This is a genomic window from Duganella flavida (assembly GCF_009857445.1).
GTDB classification, from domain to species: domain Bacteria; phylum Pseudomonadota; class Gammaproteobacteria; order Burkholderiales; family Burkholderiaceae_D; genus Rugamonas; species Rugamonas flavida.
In genome coordinates this window covers 187,512-204,613 of record NZ_WWCN01000011.1, presented here as the reverse complement: position 1 = coordinate 204,613, position 17,102 = coordinate 187,512, and the positions used below count along the sequence as shown (strand labels likewise).

The following is a 17,102-nucleotide window of genomic DNA, read 5'->3' as shown; positions in this document are numbered from 1 at the left end:
TGTGGTGCGTATTGTTGTACGTGAGGCAACGAAGGACGATGCCAAACTGATCGCCGGTCTTACGCGTGCTGCGTGGGCCGGCAAGGTCAGCGTTACTTCCAGCGGCCACCGCGAAACCGCCGTCATCGTTGCAGAACATCTGCGCGATGGCGGCGGTTTTGTTTTGATGGTCGACGATCAGGCGATCGGCTCGGTGCGCTGGCTGCCGCTGGATGCGGAGCCGGACGTGTGGGAAATCTGCCGCATGGGCGTGCTGCCGGAGTATCGCGGCACCAATTTATCTCAGCACCTGCTGGAAGCGGTGATCCACCACAGCCTGGCCGCCGGCGTGCAGGAAGTGCGGCTGGCAGTGCGCGCCGGCCAGCCCAAACTCATCGACTTCTACACCGCCTACGAGTTCGAGCTGGCCGAAGAGCTGGAATACTCCCACGCCAATCCGCTCGAACCCGCCCCCCTCGTCATGCGCCGCCTGCTGCGGTACTGACATTCACACAAGTGTTCGTCCTACACTGACACACGCATCACGATGAAACAATGACTGCTTCCTATGGAGGTAATCATGAAGAACACTTGGGCGATATTGCTACTGGCGGGCTCGCTTGGTACAACGGCTGTTGCTCAGCAGGCCAATCCCGATGCGTCAGTCAAAACCAAGGCCGCCAAAGCCAATAAGCCAGGCAAGTCGGATTGCAGCGGCATGCAAGGCGGCGTTGATGCCAGTGGCGGCGAGAGCGTCGAAGTGCAGGCCAAGGCCAGCCAAGCTACTGCCGCCAATAGCGCCAAATGCGGCAAGCACAATGGCAAAGCCGCCACACCGGAAGCCGCGCCTACCACGCCGCATCCGGAGATCAAGGACCCGGTTCGCCGGCCGCCTATGCCGCCGACGTAAGGGACGACGTACTGCGCAGCAGGCTGGAGGGCCCAAACGATTCGAGGCGAATGCGCTGGTCTGGCACGTGCAACTCGCGTAGGGCGGCGTACATAGCTTGCATGAAGCCGGCCGGGCCGCACAGGTAATAGTCGTAATCGTCCTTCGGCAGTTCGCGCAGGAGGTTGATGTCGATGCGCTTGCGCTGCATGTGCACTGCCAGATTGCTGTGGCCTGCGGCCAGCGTTTGCAAGTGCACGGCAAACGGATGCGCAACTTCCCGTGCGCCGTGGATGAAGTAAATCGGATGCCGGTGCCGCGTGCGGCTGCCGTTCACCAACACGCTGTTCAGCATGGCGATCATCGGTGTGATGCCGATGCCGGCCGACAGCATTACCACCGGCCGCCCTGTGCCTTCTTCAAACGTGAAGTCCCCTGCTGGCCCCATCAACTCAATCTGCCCGCCCGGCGCGAGATGCGCATGCAGCCAAGACGACACCACACCGGCGCGTTTGACGCTGATGCGGTAGCTGCGGCCATTGGCGGCATCGGAAATCGTGTAGCTGCGTTCCTGCAAAGCCGCGCCGCCCTCTGCCCATTCCGGCACGCGCAGCGAGATGTATTGGCCCGGCTCGTGCGCCGCCACACCCAGACCGTCAGCTGGTTCAAAGTAGAACGAGCTCACGTCATCGCTTTCCTGCTCCACTTTTACCACATTGAACGCACGCCAGCTTTGCGACAGCATGGCGGCTGACTGCGCGCTATCCGCTTCGCTCCAGCTGCCGGTACGTGCCACTTGCATGGCAGGCTTCGCGTCGGTCCAGCGGAACGGCAGCGCGGCGACGTTGCGCACTACTTCGCGCACGTGGAAGCGCAGCAGGCGCTCGGCACCGGCGAAGGCTTGCAGTTGCGGCCCGTCCCAGATGATCTCTGCGTCGACCGCGATGTGCAACATGTCGCCGCGCTCGAAGTCGATGAACAGCAGGCCGGCGCGCGGATACTCGTTCACATTGCCCAGCGTGTTGAAGAAGAAGTTACCGACAAATTCGGGTGAGGTCAGCGTGCGCTCATCGTCGATGCGCACGAAGCCTGGCCGGCCGCCGCGATGCGACACATCGACGCCACGACCACGGCCCGCTTCCTCATTCATGTTGGCGGTGGCGATGAAGAAGGTATCGGCGCGTGCGATCAACTCTCGGTCGGCAGCCGTCAGCGCCACGCCGCGCAGTACTTGCACTTTGTGGCCGTCATCCGGCGCGGCGCTGTGCTGGCGGTGCTGGATGTACTGCGGGCAGTTGCCAAAGCTTTGCGTGACGGCGATGCGCAGGCTGCCCTCGTCCGCCGCGACGATCTCGCCGTTGACGCGGTTGCGGCGGCGCGTGGTCGGCTCCAGCCCGAGGCCGCCCACGTGATCACCTGCGTGTAATTGCCCTTCCAGCGGATCACCCGCCAGCATGCCGCCGCTGATGTGCAGCGTGCGTTCATCCGGCGAGCTGACGAAGCCTGCCTCGGCCGCCAGCATGGTTGCCCACGGCTGCCCCGCCGCGTCCAGCGCGCCGAGGAAGAAGAACGGCAGCTGGCCATAGAACTGCCGATGCTGCTCCGGCAAGTAGTCGCGGATGAATGCAGCCGCGCCAGCCATGTGATCGCGCACGCCTACGCGCTCCTGGATCGCCAATTCGCCAGCGTGGAAGGGGGTCATGATTTAGTTCTCCTCGGGTGCAAGACCTGCTTTGGTGGCGGGCATCGCCACGAAGCCCGGCAGCGCGCGGACATTGTCCAGCCAGGCGCGGATGTTTGGATAGGGTTTCAGCGACACGCCGCCCTCCGGTGCGTGGGCGACGTAGCTGTAAGCGGCGACGTCGGCAATGGTGGCGTGATCGCCGACCAGCCAGCGGCGGCTTTGCAGTTCGCGCTCCATCACGTCGAACAGGCGCACGGCCAGCTCTTGTGCGCGCGCATGATCGAGCGGGACGCCGAACACGGTGACCAAGCGCGCAGCGGCCGGACCGAAGGCGACCTTGCCAGCAGCGACCGACAACCAGCGCTGCACGTTGGCGGCAGCGACCGGGTCACGCGGCAGCCAGCGGCCACTATCGTCGTACTTGGAAGCGAGATAGACCAGGATGGCGTTCGAGTCGGCCAGCGTGACGTCGCCGTCTTGCAGCACCGGGATTTCACCGAAGGCATTCATGCCCAGGAACGGCTCTTTTTTGTGCTCGCCGTTTTTCAGGTCGACAGCAATCACCTCATGCGGCAGGTTCAGCAGGCTCAGGAACAGGTGCGCGCGGTGGGTGTGGCCAGAAAGCGGGATGCCGTACAGTTTCATGATGACTCCTTGGTGGGTAATTGGATAATGAAGCCAGTATAGGGAGCTATCATCGTGCTGATAAGCCGGACAAAACCGGAATCAGAGTCCACTTAAAGTGTACAATCAGCACATGATCGATCTCAGCGCCATCAACCTCAACCGCCTGACCACCTTCGTCGCCGTCGTCGAGGCCGGCTCGCTGACGGCTGCCGCCGAGCGGCTGGGGCTGGCCAAGTCGATGGTCAGCAAGCATATGCAGTTGCTGGAGCAGGAAATCGGCGTCGGCTTGCTGCTGCGCTCGACCCGCAAGCTGAGCCTGACCGAGGCCGGGCGTGATTTTTACGAGGCGTCCCGCCAGTTGCTGCAATCGGCCACGCAAGCGATCGAGCAGGCGCGCACCGGCCGCCACAGCCCGCAAGGCACACTGCGCGTAGCCTCGCCCATCGACTATGGCGTGCTGGTGGTGGCGCCGCTGCTGTCGGCGCTACGGGCGCAACATCCGGCGTTGAAAGTGGATCTGGTGTGTGCCGACCATCGCATCGACCTGATCGCGGAGGGCATTGATGTGGCGGTCCGTCTCGGCAAGCTGGGCGACTCGGGTCACCAGGCCAACCGGGTAGGTACTTTGCGGCGCTGGCTGGTGGCCAGCCCGGCGTTTATCGCGCAGCACGGCACGCCAGCAACGCCGCAGGAGCTGGCACAGTTGCCGGCGATTGCGCTGACGGTGGTGGCGCAGTCGAATTTCTTCACATTGGAAAACGCTGCGGGTGCGACGCACGAAGTGCGCTTGCAGAACATCGTGTTTTCAACCAACACGGCCTACGCCAGCCGCGCCGCCGCACTGGCCGGCGATGGCCTGCTGCGCGCCACCACGTTCTCGGTGCAGGACGACGTGGCGGCTGGCCGTCTGGTGCGCCTGCTGCCCGAGTGGTCGCTATCCGAGAGCGATATCCACGCGCTCTACCCTGCCACCTCGCACCTGCCGCAAAAAGTCCGCGTCTTCATCGACGCGCTCAAGGCCGCGACCGGCGATTAGCTTCGGCGTGCGGACACCACGATGCCGCCGACAATCAGCACAAACGCGGCGGCGTGATAGCCATGCGGTGTTTCGCCGAGGAAGGCTGACGACAGCACGGCAGTGAACAGCGGCGTCAGATTCACAAAGAATGCACCTACCGACGGCCCGGCCTCGCGCACGCCCGCGCCCCAACAGCCGAAGGCGATGATGGCCGGGCACGTGGCCACGTACAGCAACGCTGCCGCCAGCGTCCAGCTCCACTGCACCGGAATCGCCCCCAGCGCCTGCTCGCCCAGTGCGAAGCCACCCGACCAGACGGCGCCAAACGCCACCTGCGCCAACAGGAAGCTGGCCCAGTCAGCACGGATGGCGGCCGGCTCCCTGGTCCGCAACAGCAGCCAGCTGTACAGCGACCACGCGATGGTCGCCAGGATCATGAACAAGTCGCCCGCCACCAGCCGCAACTCCAGCACGTGCCGCCATTCGCCGCGCGCCAGTACCAGCAACACGCCAGCAATCGACAGCACCGCGCCAGCCACCTGTTTGCGGTTGACCGGCACGCCAAAGAACAGCCAACCGGTCAGCATCATCCACACCGGCATGCCGGACGCTACGAGCGTGACGTTGATCGGCGTCGAGCTTTGCAGCGCCATGTATTGCAGCGCGTTGTACATGCCGATGCCGAGCAGGCCCAGTACAGCGTAGCGGCGCCAGTGTTGCCACAGTCCGGCGTCGCGGCGGAACACCGGTCCAGCCAGCGGCAGCAGCAGGAAAAAGGCAATCGCCCAGCGCAGGAAATTCAGCAACACCGGCGGCAGCATGTCGTGCAGCAGGCGGCCAACGATGGCGTTGCCGGCCCACAGCAAGGGCGGCAAAGTGAGCAGGAAAACGGTTTTGGGCGTGAGGCGTGAAGTCATTTTTTATAAAAGCTGCAACATTATCGGCTAAAGCATACCTGATACCAGTGCCTGGCGAGCGATAGAAATAGCGCGGGAACGCCGGGGCGCGGTAAAATAGCCGTTGCTGATCCACCCACTTAGATAATATGAAACTTTCTAAACAACATTCGATGTACGAATCCGAGCACACCCTGTTCATCAAGGCGTTGAAGGAAAAGAATCCTGGCATTGAAGCTGGCCAACAACAAGGCCGTGCGCTGCTGTGGGATCGTCCTCCGGTCTCGCTGGATGAGCAAGAGCGTCAGCTGGCCTCGGCCGTCAAGCAACAAGCTTACGTCTACCAGAACAAGGTCTAAGACACGCGCGGGGCGGCAAGGATGTTGCCAGACGATACGGCTGACTTGGCGCCGCCAGTACCGGAAGCCGATGACGGCCTTCCGGTTGGTGACATTGCGGCCAACGATGCCGCCGTGGCGGAAGTCCCGGCCCATGCCCGCCTCTACGGTGAGCCGCTGCTCAAGCTGCCGACCGATCTGTATATCCCGCCCGACGCGCTGGAAATTTTCCTCGACGCGTTCGAAGGTCCGCTGGACCTGCTGCTCTACCTGATCCGCAAGCAAAACTTCAACATCCTCGACATTCCGATGGCGCAGCTGACGCTGCAATACCTGAAGTACGTCGACCAGATCCGCCTATCCAACCTTGAGCTGGCAGCGGAATACCTGTTGATGGCGGCCATGCTGATCGAGATTAAGTCGCGCATGCTGCTGCCGCAGCGCCAGGCCGATCTCGATATCGAGGCCGACGACCCGCGCGCCGAGCTGGTGCGCCGCTTGCTGGAATACGAACAGATCAAGCTGGCCGCCTACGACCTGAACACGATCCCGCAAGTCGACCGCGATTTTGTCCGCACCCAGATCTTCATCGAGCAAAGCCTGATTCCGACCTGGCCGGAGGTGGCGCCAGTCGATTTGCAGCAAGCCTGGCTGGACGTGATGAAGCGCGCCAAGCTGACCCAGCACCACAAAATCAGCCGCGAGGAGTTGTCGGTACGCGAGCACATGACCGGCATCCTGCGCCGCCTGCAATCGAGCCGCTTCGTGGAATTTGCCGACTTGTTCGACATCGCCGGCGGCGTGCCGGTGGTGGTGGTCAATTTTGTGGCGCTGCTGGAGCTGGCCAAAGAAACCCTGATTGAAATTACCCAGGCCGAACCGTTCGCACCGATTTATGTGCGACTGGCCTACTCGCCAGCGTAAGCTGGCAACCAGAATGAGTCTACACCATGAAAATCATCACCTCGATTGAAGAATTGCGCGACCAACTGAGCGGCCAGCTGCGCACCGCGTTTGTGCCGACCATGGGCAATCTGCACGAAGGCCACCTGTCGCTGATGCGCCTCGCGCGCAAGCACGGCGACCCTGTGGTGGCGTCGATCTTCGTCAACCGCCTGCAGTTCGGCCCGAACGAGGACTTCGACAAATACCCGCGCACCTTCCAGGCTGACGTTGAGAAGCTGGAAAAGGAAGGCGTGTACGTGCTGTTCGCGCCGACCGAGAAGGATCTGTATCCGGAGCCGCAGGAATACCGCGTGCAGCCGCCGGATGGCCTCGGCAATACGCTGGAGGGCGAGTTCCGTCCGGGCTTCTTCAACGGCGTGTGCACGGTGGTGACCAAGCTGTTCTCGTGCGTGCAGCCGCGCGTGGCCGTATTTGGCAAGAAGGATTACCAGCAGCTGATGATCATCCGTAACATGACGCGCCAGTTTGCCATGCCAACCGAGATTATCGCGGCCGATACCTGGCGTGCAGATGACGGCCTAGCGCTGTCGTCGCGCAATATGTATCTGTCGGAGACGGAGCGTGCCGAGGCGCCGGCGCTGTATCAAACGCTGAATGCTGTGGCGGATGAAGTGCGCGCCGGGCATCTGGACGTGTTCCAGCTGGAGCACAAGGCGATGGACGATCTGGCCAAGCGTGGCTGGAAGCCGGATTACATCTCGATCCGCAAGCGCAACGACCTGCAACCGCCGAACGCCGGCGACCTGGCGCAAGGCGCACCGCTGGTGGTGCTGGCCGCCGCCAAACTCGGCTCGACCCGCCTGATCGACAACCTGGAAATCTAAGGCTTAGCCGCAGACGGCGCGGCTGGTAACACGGTCGCGCCCTGCGGCGTTAGCTGGATAATGACTGACGGCGTGCTGATGGGCTGGACCGGCGCCGCCGCGGGCGGCGGTGATGGCGGCGGCTCCCGCAACGCCACATGCAATACCACGCTGACTAACGCCACGTTCAATGCGATCGTGGTAACAAACAGCCCGACTCCCCACTTTATAAAATCGGAGATGATTTTGGGGGCGATGCTATCAATCTTGGTGTCGGTGGCAGTAAACCGTGCGTCCATCGTCTGGCGTAGCGCATCAAACCGCTCGTTCATCGTTACGCGCAGGTCGTCAACGGCGGTGCGGACGTCGCCAAGCTTGTTGTCGATGTACTCTCTGTCGGAATTGGCGTTCATAGTGAAGCCATCTTGCGCCGCGCAAGCCGGGGCGTCAACGACTACACGTTCAGTGTTTGATGTAGATCAGGCAGCGACGTTTTGGGCCCAGGCCAGGGCCGAAAGGTGGGCTTTGTTGACGTCCAGCGGGCTCAACTTCAGCGTTGCGGCCAGCGAGGCCACCAGGTCGGAATTCAGTTCGCAGGCTTCGGCCAGGGCCAGGTAAGGGCCGTATTTGCCGCTGCGCGTCAGCAGCGCCGTCACCACGTCGTCGGACAGCTGGATGTTGGCCAGCACTTCCTGCATCGGGATGCCCAGCAGCCGGTCCAGCAGCGAGAACATGCCCGCTACGAACACATTCTCCGCCTCGCTCTTGCCCAGCGCCGACTGCGCCAGCAGCTCAGCCAGGCGGCCGCGCACCACCGCCGTTTCCAGCAGCACCGGCGAATAGCCCGAGGTACTGGCCGTTGCCAGCAGCAAGGTCAGCCAGCGGTACAGCGGCGTGTAGCCCAGCAAGGTCAGGGCCTGGCGCAAGGACTGCACTTCCCTGCCCGCGCCAAAACCGGCCGAGTTGATGAAGCGCAGCAGCTTGTACGACAGGGTGGCGTCGCGCTTGAGCACCGCCTCCAGCTGGGCGATGTCAGCATTCTGCCGCACCATCTGCATCAGCTGCATGATGATGGTCTGGGCCGGATTCAGGCCCTTGCTATCGGTCGACGGACGCGGTGTCAGGTGCAGCTTGCCAACGAAGGCGTTCAGTCCCAGCGCCGCGCAGGCGTCAAAGTCAGCCCAGTTGCTGACCGGACGCGCAATCATGCCCACCGAAGACTGCTTCAAGGCCGCGTAGGTACGCGCCTGCGTGCCAACATCAGCACCGGTGAAGCGCATTTCCACATATGAGGACATGGTCGACAGGCGGCTGCCAATACGGGTCAGGTCGGCCTCGCGCAACAGGACGCCAACGCCGCCCGCGCGCAAGCCTTGCACGGCAGCCATGGTATCGGGATTTGCGAGTTCAGCCGCCTTGATCGACAGCACGGTGTGCTGTGGCGGCAATTCGTGCAGCGCGTCGGTCGAGAGCATCGCCGGCACTGCTTCAAGGAAAAGAGTCTTGTCACGCAGCAGCCAGCCGCCATCCTCATCGAGGACTTGGCTGGCAACAAACCCCACCAGCGACTCCAGCGCATCAAGCGTCGAGTCGCCAGCCGAGGGTTGCTGCCACGTCAGTTCGTAGCCTACGACCCGTTGTTTCGGGTCAAGCAAGGGTTCGCGGACGAGGAAGTTGGTTTGGTGCATGGCACTATCCCGTAATCAAGACCCGCGAACCTGCTTTATTACTCAACAATATTAAGCTCCGAGTTTTTCGAAGATTTTGTTCAGTTTTTCGTCCAGCGTAGCTGCGGTGAATGGTTTCACCACGTAGCCGTTGGCGCCGGCTTGCGCCGCCGCGATGATGTTTTCCTTTTTCGCTTCGGCAGTCACCATCAACACTGGCAGTTTGGCCAGGGCTGGATCGGCACGGATGTTTTGCAACATGGTCAGACCGTCCATATTCGGCATGTTCCAGTCGGACACGACGAAGTCGAACGTCTCAGCACGCAGCTTGGCCAGCGCCATCACGCCATCTTCTGCCTCGTCGACATTGGCATAACCCAGTTCTTTTAACAGATTTCGGACGATGCGACGCATCGTCGAAAAATCGTCAACAACTAAAAATTTCATCTTTGGATCAGCCATGAATTGCTCCGTTGATTCTCTACGCGGTTGTTAATAGTGCCTACAATTGGCAACAAGTTGTAGGATAGCATTTTCGTTGCTTGAAGGCGAACAAAGTAGCAGTAAAACGTCACAGTTGGTGATTTAAACACGCAGTGCGCGCATCCCGTGCTGTGCGAGATAACCTAGTACCATGCCCGGCAGTGCTTGCAAGGCGCCAATTTCATGCGCCGCTCCCACTGCAATCGCCTCACGCGGCATGCCGAATACCACGCAGCTTGCCTCGTCCTGCGCAAAATTATACGCCCCAGCGTTCCTCATCTCCAACATACCGGCTGCGCCATCCTTGCCCATGCCAGTCAGGATAACCCCAACCGCATTTTTACCGGCGCACTGCGCGGCGGAACGGAACAGCACATCCACCGACGGACGGTGGCGGTTAACCGGCTCGGCCTGGTCGATGCGGGTCATGTAGTTGGCGCCGCTACGGGTCAGGTACAGGTGCGAGTGGCCCGGCGCGATGTAGGCGTGCCCCGGCAGCACACGCTCATTGCCCTGGGCTTCCTGCACCGAGATTTTGCACAGCGAGTCCAGCCGCTTGGCAAACGAGCGGGTGAAGCCTTCCGGCATGTGCTGGGTAATCAGGATGCCCGGGCAGTCGGACGGCATCTGCATCAGGAATTCGCGGATCGCCTCGGTGCCGCCGGTGGAGGCGCCGATGATGATCAGTTTTTCCGACGACAGCAACGGGTTGCGCAAGGCCGACAGCGGCGTCGCAGCGTGGCCCTCGGCGCCCGGCTGCGGCAGGCGGCGCGCCTGCACCCGGGCCTTGGAGGCGGCGCGGATTTTATCGGTGATCAGCTCGGTGTATTCGCGCATGCCGGCCTGGATCGAAATCTTCGGCTTGGTGACGAAGTCGACCGCGCCCAGCTCCAGCGCGCGCATGGTGATCTCGGAACCGCGCTCGGTCAGCGAGGACACCATCACCACCGGCATCGGCCGCAGGCGCATTAGTTTTTCCAGAAAATCGAGGCCGTCCATTTTCGGCATCTCGACGTCCAGCGTCAGCACGTCGGGATTGGTTTGTTTGATCAGTTCGCGCGCGACCAGCGGGTCGGGCGCCACGCCGACCACTTCCATGTCGGGCTGGGAATTAATGATCTCAGTCATCACGCTGCGGATCAGTGCGGAGTCGTCGCACACCAGGACTTTGGTCTTCATCACAGTACTACCTTCTCAATCATTTAGAACAGGTCAATCTCACCGCCCACAGGTGCCACTTTAAGGCGGCTGGCGTATTCGATTTCGCGTTTAACGAGGGTGTCGTTATGGCTTTGCATCAGCTTCTTGACCAGCACCTTGCCGGTGCGTGGGAAGAAGTACACCTTGCGTGGATAAATATCGTTCAAGTCTTCCGCCACCACGCGGATTTTTTCCACCTTCAGGAAATTCAGCACGAAGGCGGCGTTGCGTTCGCCGACGTTAATCGCCGTGAAGCCTTTCAGCACCGCGCCGCCGCCAAACACCTTGGCTTCCAGATTTTCGCGCTTGGCGCCGGCCTTGAGCAAGTCATTGATCAGGATCTCCATCGCGTAGGTGCCGTAACGGGCCGAGGCCGACACCGGGCTGCCAGCATCACCGCCACCATCGGGCAGCATGAAGTGGTTCATGCCGCCCAGGCCGGTGGTGCGGTCGCGGATGCAGGCCGACACACAAGAGCCCAGCACGGTCACGATCAGCATGTCCTTGTTGGTGTGGTAGTACTCGCCCGGCAAAATCTTGGCCGCCTGGCAGTCGAACGTCCTATCGTAATAAACGTTCGTGGCAAATTGTTCGAGGTCCATGTTTTATTCTCATGTGCGTTGCGGTGCTTTGCGGGCCGCAGCGTTATCGTCCAGTTCGTAGACGGTCTTGCCGCGCAGTTTCAACGACTCCGAGACATACAGGAAGTTCTCCGAGTGCCCTGCGAACAGCAGCGCATCCGGTTTCATCAGCGGCACGAAGCGCGAAAGAATCTTGCGCTGGGTCGCTTTGTCAAAATAAATCATCACATTGCGGCAGAAGATGACGTCGAACTGGCCGCTGATCGGCCAACCATCAGCCAGCAAATTCAGCTGCTTGAACGTGATCATATTGCGCAATTCCTGGCGCACGCGGGCGTGGCCTTCGCGGTCGCCCTTGCCTTTCAGGAAAAAGCGGCGCTGGCGCTCGGGCAGCATCTTGTCCAGCCGGTCCATCGTATAGACGCCGTTGGCCGCGTGGGCCAGCACGTTGGTGTCGATGTCGGTGGCGATGATCTGGCAGTTGGGCGTGAGCGTGTTGAACGCTTCGCACACCGTCATGGCGATCGAGTACGGCTCTTCGCCGGTGGAGCTGGCGGAACACCAGATGGTCAGCGGCTCGCGCTTGCCCTTGATGTGTTCGGCCAGCAGCGGGAAGTGGTGAGCCTCGCGGAAGAACGAGGTCAGGTTGGTGGTGAGGGCGTTGGTGAACGATTCCCACTCTTCGCCGAGACGGCCGGCTTCCAGGTCGTCGAGGTATTTGGCAAACGAATCGATGCCGGTGGCGCGCAGGCGACGGGCAAGGCGGCTGTAGACCATCTCTTGCTTGCTGTCGGCCAGCGAAATGCCGGCGCGCTTGTAAATCAAGCCGCGAACGCGTTCGAAATCCTTGGCGTTGAAGTCAAATTCTTTGACAGTATCTTTTGATTGCGGCATATGTTAAATCCTTTTTCGACGTACTATGCCAACGTCGTTCCCGCGCAGGCGGGAATCCATACTCAGCATGGACTCCCGCTTACGCGGGAGCGACGGTAACGCTTAAAACTCTTCCCACTCATCGCCGCCAGATGCAGCGGCGGCTGGGGCTTTCTTCGGTGCTGCTGGTTTCGGACGCGGTGCGGCGATGGCCGGCGCTGCAGCCTTGGCCGGTGCAGCAGCGACCGGTGCACGGCGCACGGCCGGAGCCGGTGCAGCACGGCGCGCGGCGTCGTCATGCGACAGCTTGAAGATGCTGACCGCTTGCGACAGCAACTCGGCCTGCTCTTGCATGCTCTCCGCTGCAGCGGCAGCCTCTTCCACCAGCGCGGCATTTTGCTGGGTCATTTCGTCCATCTGCGAGATGGCTTGGTTGACTTCCTCGATGCCGTTGCTCTGTTCCTGCGTCGCGGCGGTGATCTCGCCCATGATGTCGGCCACCTGGCGGATCGACGTCACGATCAGGTCCATGGTCTGGCCAGCTTCATCCACCAGCTTGCTGCCGGCGTCGACTTTCTCAACCGAGTCGCTAATCAGCTCTTTAATTTCTTTCGCTGCACCCGCCGACCGCTGGGCCAGGTTACGCACTTCCGACGCTACCACCGCAAAGCCGCGGCCCTGCTCGCCCGCGCGGGCGGCTTCCACTGCCGCGTTCAGCGCCAGGATGTTGGTCTGGAAGGCGATGCCGTCAATGACCGAAATAATGTCGGCAATCTTGCGCGACGATGCGGTGATCGAGCCCATGGTCTCCACCACCTGCGACACCACGGTGCCGCCCTTTTCCGCCACCGACGAGGCGGTGACCGCCAGCTGGTTAGCCTGGCGGGCGTTGTCGGCGTTCTGCTTCACGGTCGAGGTCAGTTCTTCCATCGAGGACGCGGTTTCTTCCAGCGAGCTGGCCTGCGATTCGGTACGGGCCGACAGGTCGGCATTGCCGAAAGCGATTTCCTGCGAGGCGGTCGAGATCAGTTCAGTACCGGTGCGCACATCGCCCACGGTCTTGGCCAGGCTTTCGTTCATGTCCTTGAGTGCTTGCAGCAGCTCGCTGGTTTCATCCTGGCCTTCAACCTGGACTTGCGAGGTCAGCTCGCCGGCCGCCACTTTCTGCGCCACTTCGACTGCGCCCGACAGCGGCACGGTAATCGAACGGGTGATCACGGTAGCGCAGGCAACGCCCAGCGCCACAGCGACGCCGCCCAGCACGAACAGCACTACCATCAGGCTGCGGTCGGCGGTGACCGAACCGGCCATCACTTCCTTGGCGCTGGCTTGCTGCATGTCGACCAGCTTGTTAATCAGTTCCAGGGTCTGGGTGTTCAGCGGGTCGATGCGGCCGGAAATCACTTTCGCGCCGCCTTCGCTGTTAAACGCCAGAATCTGGCCGATGGCTTCCTTGAAGGCGGCCTCGGTGTCGGCGTCCAGCGCCGCCAGATCGGTCAGGATTTTTTTCTCGGCGTCGCTCAGGTTTTGGGCTTTCAGTTCGGCCAGCGCTTTTTCATAGCGGGCGCGCTGGTCTTTCACCTTCTGCTCTTCCTTCTGCATCAGGCTGACGTCCGACTGCAGGCCGATATTACGCATGGCGATACCGGTTTGCAGCATGGCGCTCTTCATGGTGCCGGCTTCCAGGTTCTTGGCCGTGGCGGTTTCCAATCCCTGGGTCAGCTTGTTCTTATTGCTGTAGTTCAGGTAGTTGGTCATCAACACGATGGCGACCAAGATCAGCAAAATAATGCCGAAACCGATACGCAAACGAGCGCCGATTTTGAAGTCGCGTAAATTCATTGTGAATCTCCCCTCTTTCTATGCTGTGTGTCGTGATGTGGCGGCGCGGCCTTCTTTTTGGGACGCGTCCGTAGTAATGCGAGACCGGCGCGGGGTCGCGGCGCCGGCGAGTTGGCCCTGAATGAATCAGGCAGCCAGTTGTTCGATCAAGCCCATTTCCGGGCTGGACATCAGTTTGTCGATGTTCACCAGGATCAGCATGCGCTCATCGATGGTGCCCAGGCCGATCATGTAATCGCTGCTGAAGGCGGTGCCCATTTCCGGCGCCGGCTTCACTTGCTCCGGCGTCAGGGTGGTGACGTCGGACACCGAATCAACCACCATGCCCACGATGCGGCCGGCGATGTTCAAAATGATGACCACGGTAAACTGATCATACACCGGCGAACCCAGGTTGAACTTAATTCGCATGTCCACCACAGGAATAATGATGCCGCGCAGGTTGATCACGCCCTTGATGAACTCCGGGGCGTTGGCAATGCGGGTCACCGCCTCGTAGCCGCGGATTTCCTGCACTTTCAGGATGTCGATGCCGTACTCTTCCGAACCCAGCTTGAAGGCCAGGTATTCGTGGCCGGCGATGTCGCTTGCGGCGACTGCGGTTTTTATCTCTGCCATGTTGGCCCCCTATGAAGAAAAAATCGATTCGTCTGCCAGCTGACGCGACGAGCGTATCAACGCGGCGACGTCCAGGATTAGCGACACGCCGCCGTCGCCCAAAATCGTTGCGCCCGAAATGCCGGCCACCTTGCGGTAGTTGGATTCCAGGTTCTTGACCACCACCTGCTGCTGGCCGACCAGGTCATCCACAAACAGGCCAGCCTTGCGGCCGTCGGTTTCGACGATGATCACAATACCCTGGCACGGGTCGCTGAAACGCGGTGTGATGTCGAACATCTGGTGCAGCGGCACCAGCGGCAGGTATTCCCCGCGCACCTTGATGACGCGGCCCTTGCCGCTGATTTCCTTGACGTCTTCCGGCACCGGCTGCAGCGATTCGATCACGAAACCGAGCGGCAGGATGTAGACTTCTTCACCGACGCGGATTGACATGCCATCCAAAATCGCCAGCGTCAGCGGCAGCGAAATCGAGATGGTGGTGCCAAAGCCCTTGGCCGAACGAATGTCCACTACCCCGCCCATCGCCGTGATGTTGCGCTTGACCACGTCCATGCCGACGCCACGGCCGGACACGTCGGTCACGGTTTCGGCAGTCGAGAAGCCCGGCGCGAAGATCAGCTGCCAGACTTCGGCATCGCTCATGCTATCGCTGACCGGCAAACCGTTCTGCTCGGCCTTGGCGAGTATCCGCTCCCGGTTAAGGCCACCACCATCATCCGATACCTCGATGATGATGTTGCCGCCCTGGTGCGAGGCCGACAGGAACAAACGGCCGGCATCGCTCTTGCCGCCGGCGCGGCGCACTTCCGGCATCTCGATGCCGTGGTCGATCGAGTTGCGGACCAGGTGGGTCAGCGGGTCGACGATGCGTTCGATCAGGCCTTTATCCAGCTCGGTCGCGGCACCATTGGTAATGAAGTCGACCTTCTTGCCCAGCTTGGTCGCGAGGTCGCGCACCATGCGCGGGAAGCGCGAGAACACAAAGTCCATCGGCATCATGCGGATCGACATCACCGATTCCTGCAAGTCGCGGGTATTGCGGGTCAGCTGGCTGACGCTGCTCAACAGGCGCTGGTGCACCATCGGATCCAGCGAATCGACGCGCTGCTCAATCATCGCTTGCGTGATCACCAGCTCGCCGACCAGATTGATCAGCTGGTCGACTTTTTCAATCGACACCCGGATCGAGGCCGATTCCGCGCCCTGCGCCGGCGCTTTTTCCTTTTCTTCCTTCTTGACGACTTTCTTTTCTTCTTCCGGCGGCGTCTCGATCACGATGCCGGCGGCAGCGCGGATTTGCTCCACCGGCTGGAAGAAACCATAACCTTGCGCATCGTCGGAGGCGGCGTTGGCGTTGGCGCGGATTTCTTCCAGCGGCTGGAAGAAACCATAGCCCTCGCCTGTGGCATGGGCCGGCTTGAGTTCGGCCACGTCGAAGAAGCCGTAGCCCAGCTCGTCCTCCACCTTGGCGCGCGCGGCGTCTTCCAGCTTGGCCTGGTCATCGTTCAGGGCCGGCAGCTCGCTGATCTTCATCTCTTCCGGATTCAGCACGAACGAGCAGATGGCAATGATGTCATCCAGGCTTTCGCGGGTGGTGACCACCATCGCGTTGCGGTCCTTGTCCAGCGGCGTAATCGAGACATGGCCCATCAGGCCCAGCTCTTCGCCCAGCGCCGTCACTTCGCGGTGCTGCATGGCCGGCAATTCGAGCCGGTAACGGCGGCCGCCGCTGTGATCGACCACCTGGACTTCCGGCGCATTGAAGGCCGCCACTGGCGCCAGCGCGCCCACCGGCACGTCTTGCGCCAGCGATTGCAGCATCATGCGCACATTGGCCACGGCATCCTGGTCGACATTGCTGCCGAGGCGGTGCCCGTCCAGCTGCATCTTGAGGATGTCCTTGGCGGCCAGGAAGGCGTCGACGTGCTCGGCAGTGAGCCGCATCTCGCCCTTGCGGATGCGGTCCAGCAGGGTTTCCAGAACGTGGGTCACCTCGGTCATGTCGGTGACGCCGAACGTCGACGCGCCGCCCTTGACAGAGTGGGCGGTGCGGAAGATGGCGTTCAGGTCCTCGGCATCGGGCGAGTCCACATTGACGGCCAGCAGCAGCCGCTCCATTTCAGCCAGCAGCTCTTCGGCCTCATCGAAAAAGACCTGGTAAAACTGGCTTATATCGATGGTCATGGTGATACTCCAATCGGTACGCTATGTACGGTCAGCATCATTGCGCGCTCTCTAGATCAACCAATCACCTTTTTCACGACCTCGATCAGCCGCTGTGGATCGAAAGGCTTGACCAGCCAGCCATTGGCGCCGGCGGCGCGGCCCTTGGCTTTCATCTCGTCGGACGATTCCGTGGTCAGCATCAGGATGGGAGTCTTGGCATAGCTAGGCAGTTCGCGCAGCAGCTTGATCAGTTCCAGGCCGTCCATGCGCGGCATATTCTGGTCGGTCAGCACCATGTCGACGTTCTGCAGCTTGGCTTTTTCCAGGCCGTCCTGGCCGTCCACGGCTTCCACCACTTGATAGCCAGCCGCTTTCAGGCTGAAGGCCACCATCTGGCGCAGGGAACTGGAATCATCAACCGCAAGTATAGTCTTAGCCATCTTTATTCTCACTCGTAAATCAAATTGTT

General features: G+C 61.3%; 19 protein-coding genes. 6 read left to right on the top strand and 13 right to left on the bottom strand.

The features are described 5' to 3' along the window. The first annotated feature begins 4 nt into the window (after nucleotides 1–4). Both GTP46_RS18235 and GTP46_RS18230 read left to right on the top strand, forming a co-directional pair. On the top strand, nucleotides 5–484 hold the full coding sequence (locus tag GTP46_RS18235) for a GNAT family N-acetyltransferase (RefSeq protein WP_161008098.1): 480 nt from the start codon (nucleotides 5–7) through the stop codon (nucleotides 482–484). 75 nt (nucleotides 485–559) lie between these two features. Beyond that, nucleotides 560–889, top strand: a complete 330-nt coding sequence (locus tag GTP46_RS18230; protein WP_161008051.1) for a hypothetical protein — start codon at nucleotides 560–562, stop codon at nucleotides 887–889. On the opposite strand, the gene GTP46_RS18225 is transcribed toward GTP46_RS18230, so the two are convergent. Together GTP46_RS18225 and GTP46_RS18220 are read right to left on the bottom strand one after the other, a co-directional pair. Continuing rightward, nucleotides 873–2,570, bottom strand: a complete 1,698-nt coding sequence (locus GTP46_RS18225; RefSeq protein WP_161008050.1) for an FAD-binding oxidoreductase — start codon at nucleotides 2,568–2,570, stop codon at nucleotides 873–875. The two genes, GTP46_RS18230 and GTP46_RS18225, sit on opposite strands and share 17 nt — an antisense overlap. 3 nt (nucleotides 2,571–2,573) lie before the next feature. After that, nucleotides 2,574–3,197, bottom strand: a complete 624-nt coding sequence (locus GTP46_RS18220) for a glutathione S-transferase family protein (RefSeq protein WP_161008049.1) — start codon at nucleotides 3,195–3,197, stop codon at nucleotides 2,574–2,576. 112 nt (nucleotides 3,198–3,309) lie between these two features. On the opposite strand from GTP46_RS18220, the gene GTP46_RS18215 reads away from it, so the two are divergent. Then, complete coding sequence (locus GTP46_RS18215; protein ID WP_161008048.1) at nucleotides 3,310–4,215, top strand: LysR family transcriptional regulator; 906 nt, start codon at nucleotides 3,310–3,312, stop codon at nucleotides 4,213–4,215. Here the strand turns inward: GTP46_RS18215 and GTP46_RS18210 are convergent. Next, nucleotides 4,212–5,114, bottom strand: a complete 903-nt coding sequence (locus GTP46_RS18210; RefSeq protein ID WP_161008047.1) for a DMT family transporter — start codon at nucleotides 5,112–5,114, stop codon at nucleotides 4,212–4,214. The genes GTP46_RS18215 and GTP46_RS18210 overlap by 4 nt on opposite strands. Nucleotides 5,115–5,242: 128 nt before the next feature. On the opposite strand from GTP46_RS18210, the gene GTP46_RS18205 reads away from it, so the two are divergent. From GTP46_RS18205 to panC, 3 genes are read left to right on the top strand one after another with little or no spacing between them, the layout of a single operon-like run. After that, nucleotides 5,243–5,452, top strand: coding sequence for a DUF3460 family protein (locus tag GTP46_RS18205; protein WP_161008046.1), 210 nt, complete (start codon nucleotides 5,243–5,245; stop codon nucleotides 5,450–5,452). Nucleotides 5,453–5,473: 21 nt separating this feature from the next. Further along, the gene (locus GTP46_RS18200) at nucleotides 5,474–6,355 is read left to right on the top strand and encodes a segregation and condensation protein A (RefSeq protein WP_161008045.1); all 882 of its coding nucleotides are present in this window, start codon (nucleotides 5,474–5,476) and stop codon (nucleotides 6,353–6,355) included. 26 nt (nucleotides 6,356–6,381) lie between these two features. Further along, nucleotides 6,382–7,221, top strand: a complete 840-nt coding sequence (gene panC, locus GTP46_RS18195) for a pantoate--beta-alanine ligase (RefSeq protein ID WP_161008044.1) — start codon at nucleotides 6,382–6,384, stop codon at nucleotides 7,219–7,221. On the opposite strand, the gene GTP46_RS18190 is transcribed toward panC, so the two are convergent. The 10 genes from GTP46_RS18190 to GTP46_RS18145 all read right to left on the bottom strand — a co-directional run bounded on the left by GTP46_RS18190 (nucleotide 7,218) and on the right by GTP46_RS18145 (nucleotide 17,073). Further along, entirely contained in the window at nucleotides 7,218–7,613 is a 396-nt protein-coding gene (locus tag GTP46_RS18190; protein WP_161008043.1) for a hypothetical protein, read from the bottom strand. The two genes, panC and GTP46_RS18190, sit on opposite strands and share 4 nt — an antisense overlap. A gap of 66 nt (nucleotides 7,614–7,679) precedes the next feature. Continuing rightward, complete coding sequence (locus GTP46_RS18185; protein WP_161008042.1) at nucleotides 7,680–8,888, bottom strand: EAL and HDOD domain-containing protein; 1,209 nt, start codon at nucleotides 8,886–8,888, stop codon at nucleotides 7,680–7,682. A gap of 51 nt (nucleotides 8,889–8,939) precedes the next feature. Then, complete coding sequence (cheY, locus tag GTP46_RS18180) at nucleotides 8,940–9,329, bottom strand: chemotaxis response regulator CheY (RefSeq protein WP_026334356.1); 390 nt, start codon at nucleotides 9,327–9,329, stop codon at nucleotides 8,940–8,942. Between the two features lie 123 nt (nucleotides 9,330–9,452). Further along, on the bottom strand, nucleotides 9,453–10,529 hold the full coding sequence (locus GTP46_RS18175; protein ID WP_161008041.1) for a protein-glutamate methylesterase/protein-glutamine glutaminase: 1,077 nt from the start codon (nucleotides 10,527–10,529) through the stop codon (nucleotides 9,453–9,455). Between the two features lie 23 nt (nucleotides 10,530–10,552). Further along, nucleotides 10,553–11,152: a chemoreceptor glutamine deamidase CheD gene (cheD, locus tag GTP46_RS18170; protein WP_161008040.1), complete on the bottom strand. Its 600-nt coding sequence runs from the start codon at nucleotides 11,150–11,152 to the stop codon at nucleotides 10,553–10,555. Nucleotides 11,153–11,161: 9 nt separating this feature from the next. Further along, nucleotides 11,162–12,025: a CheR family methyltransferase gene (locus GTP46_RS18165; protein ID WP_161008039.1), complete on the bottom strand. Its 864-nt coding sequence runs from the start codon at nucleotides 12,023–12,025 to the stop codon at nucleotides 11,162–11,164. Nucleotides 12,026–12,127: 102 nt separating this feature from the next. Continuing rightward, nucleotides 12,128–13,846 carry a methyl-accepting chemotaxis protein gene (locus GTP46_RS18160; protein ID WP_161008038.1) on the bottom strand — a complete coding sequence of 573 codons (1,719 nt, stop codon included), beginning with the start codon at nucleotides 13,844–13,846 and terminating at the stop codon, nucleotides 12,128–12,130. Nucleotides 13,847–13,972: 126 nt separating this feature from the next. Next, nucleotides 13,973–14,464, bottom strand: coding sequence for a chemotaxis protein CheW (locus GTP46_RS18155; protein ID WP_161008037.1), 492 nt, complete (start codon nucleotides 14,462–14,464; stop codon nucleotides 13,973–13,975). A 9-nt stretch (nucleotides 14,465–14,473) separates the two neighbouring features. After that, the gene (gene cheA, locus GTP46_RS18150) at nucleotides 14,474–16,651 is read right to left on the bottom strand and encodes a chemotaxis protein CheA (protein ID WP_161008036.1); all 2,178 of its coding nucleotides are present in this window, start codon (nucleotides 16,649–16,651) and stop codon (nucleotides 14,474–14,476) included. Nucleotides 16,652–16,707: 56 nt separating this feature from the next. After that, a complete protein-coding gene (locus GTP46_RS18145) occupies nucleotides 16,708–17,073 on the bottom strand; it encodes a response regulator (RefSeq protein ID WP_092273000.1) in 366 nt (121 codons plus the stop codon). Nucleotides 17,074–17,102: the final 29 nt, after the last annotated feature.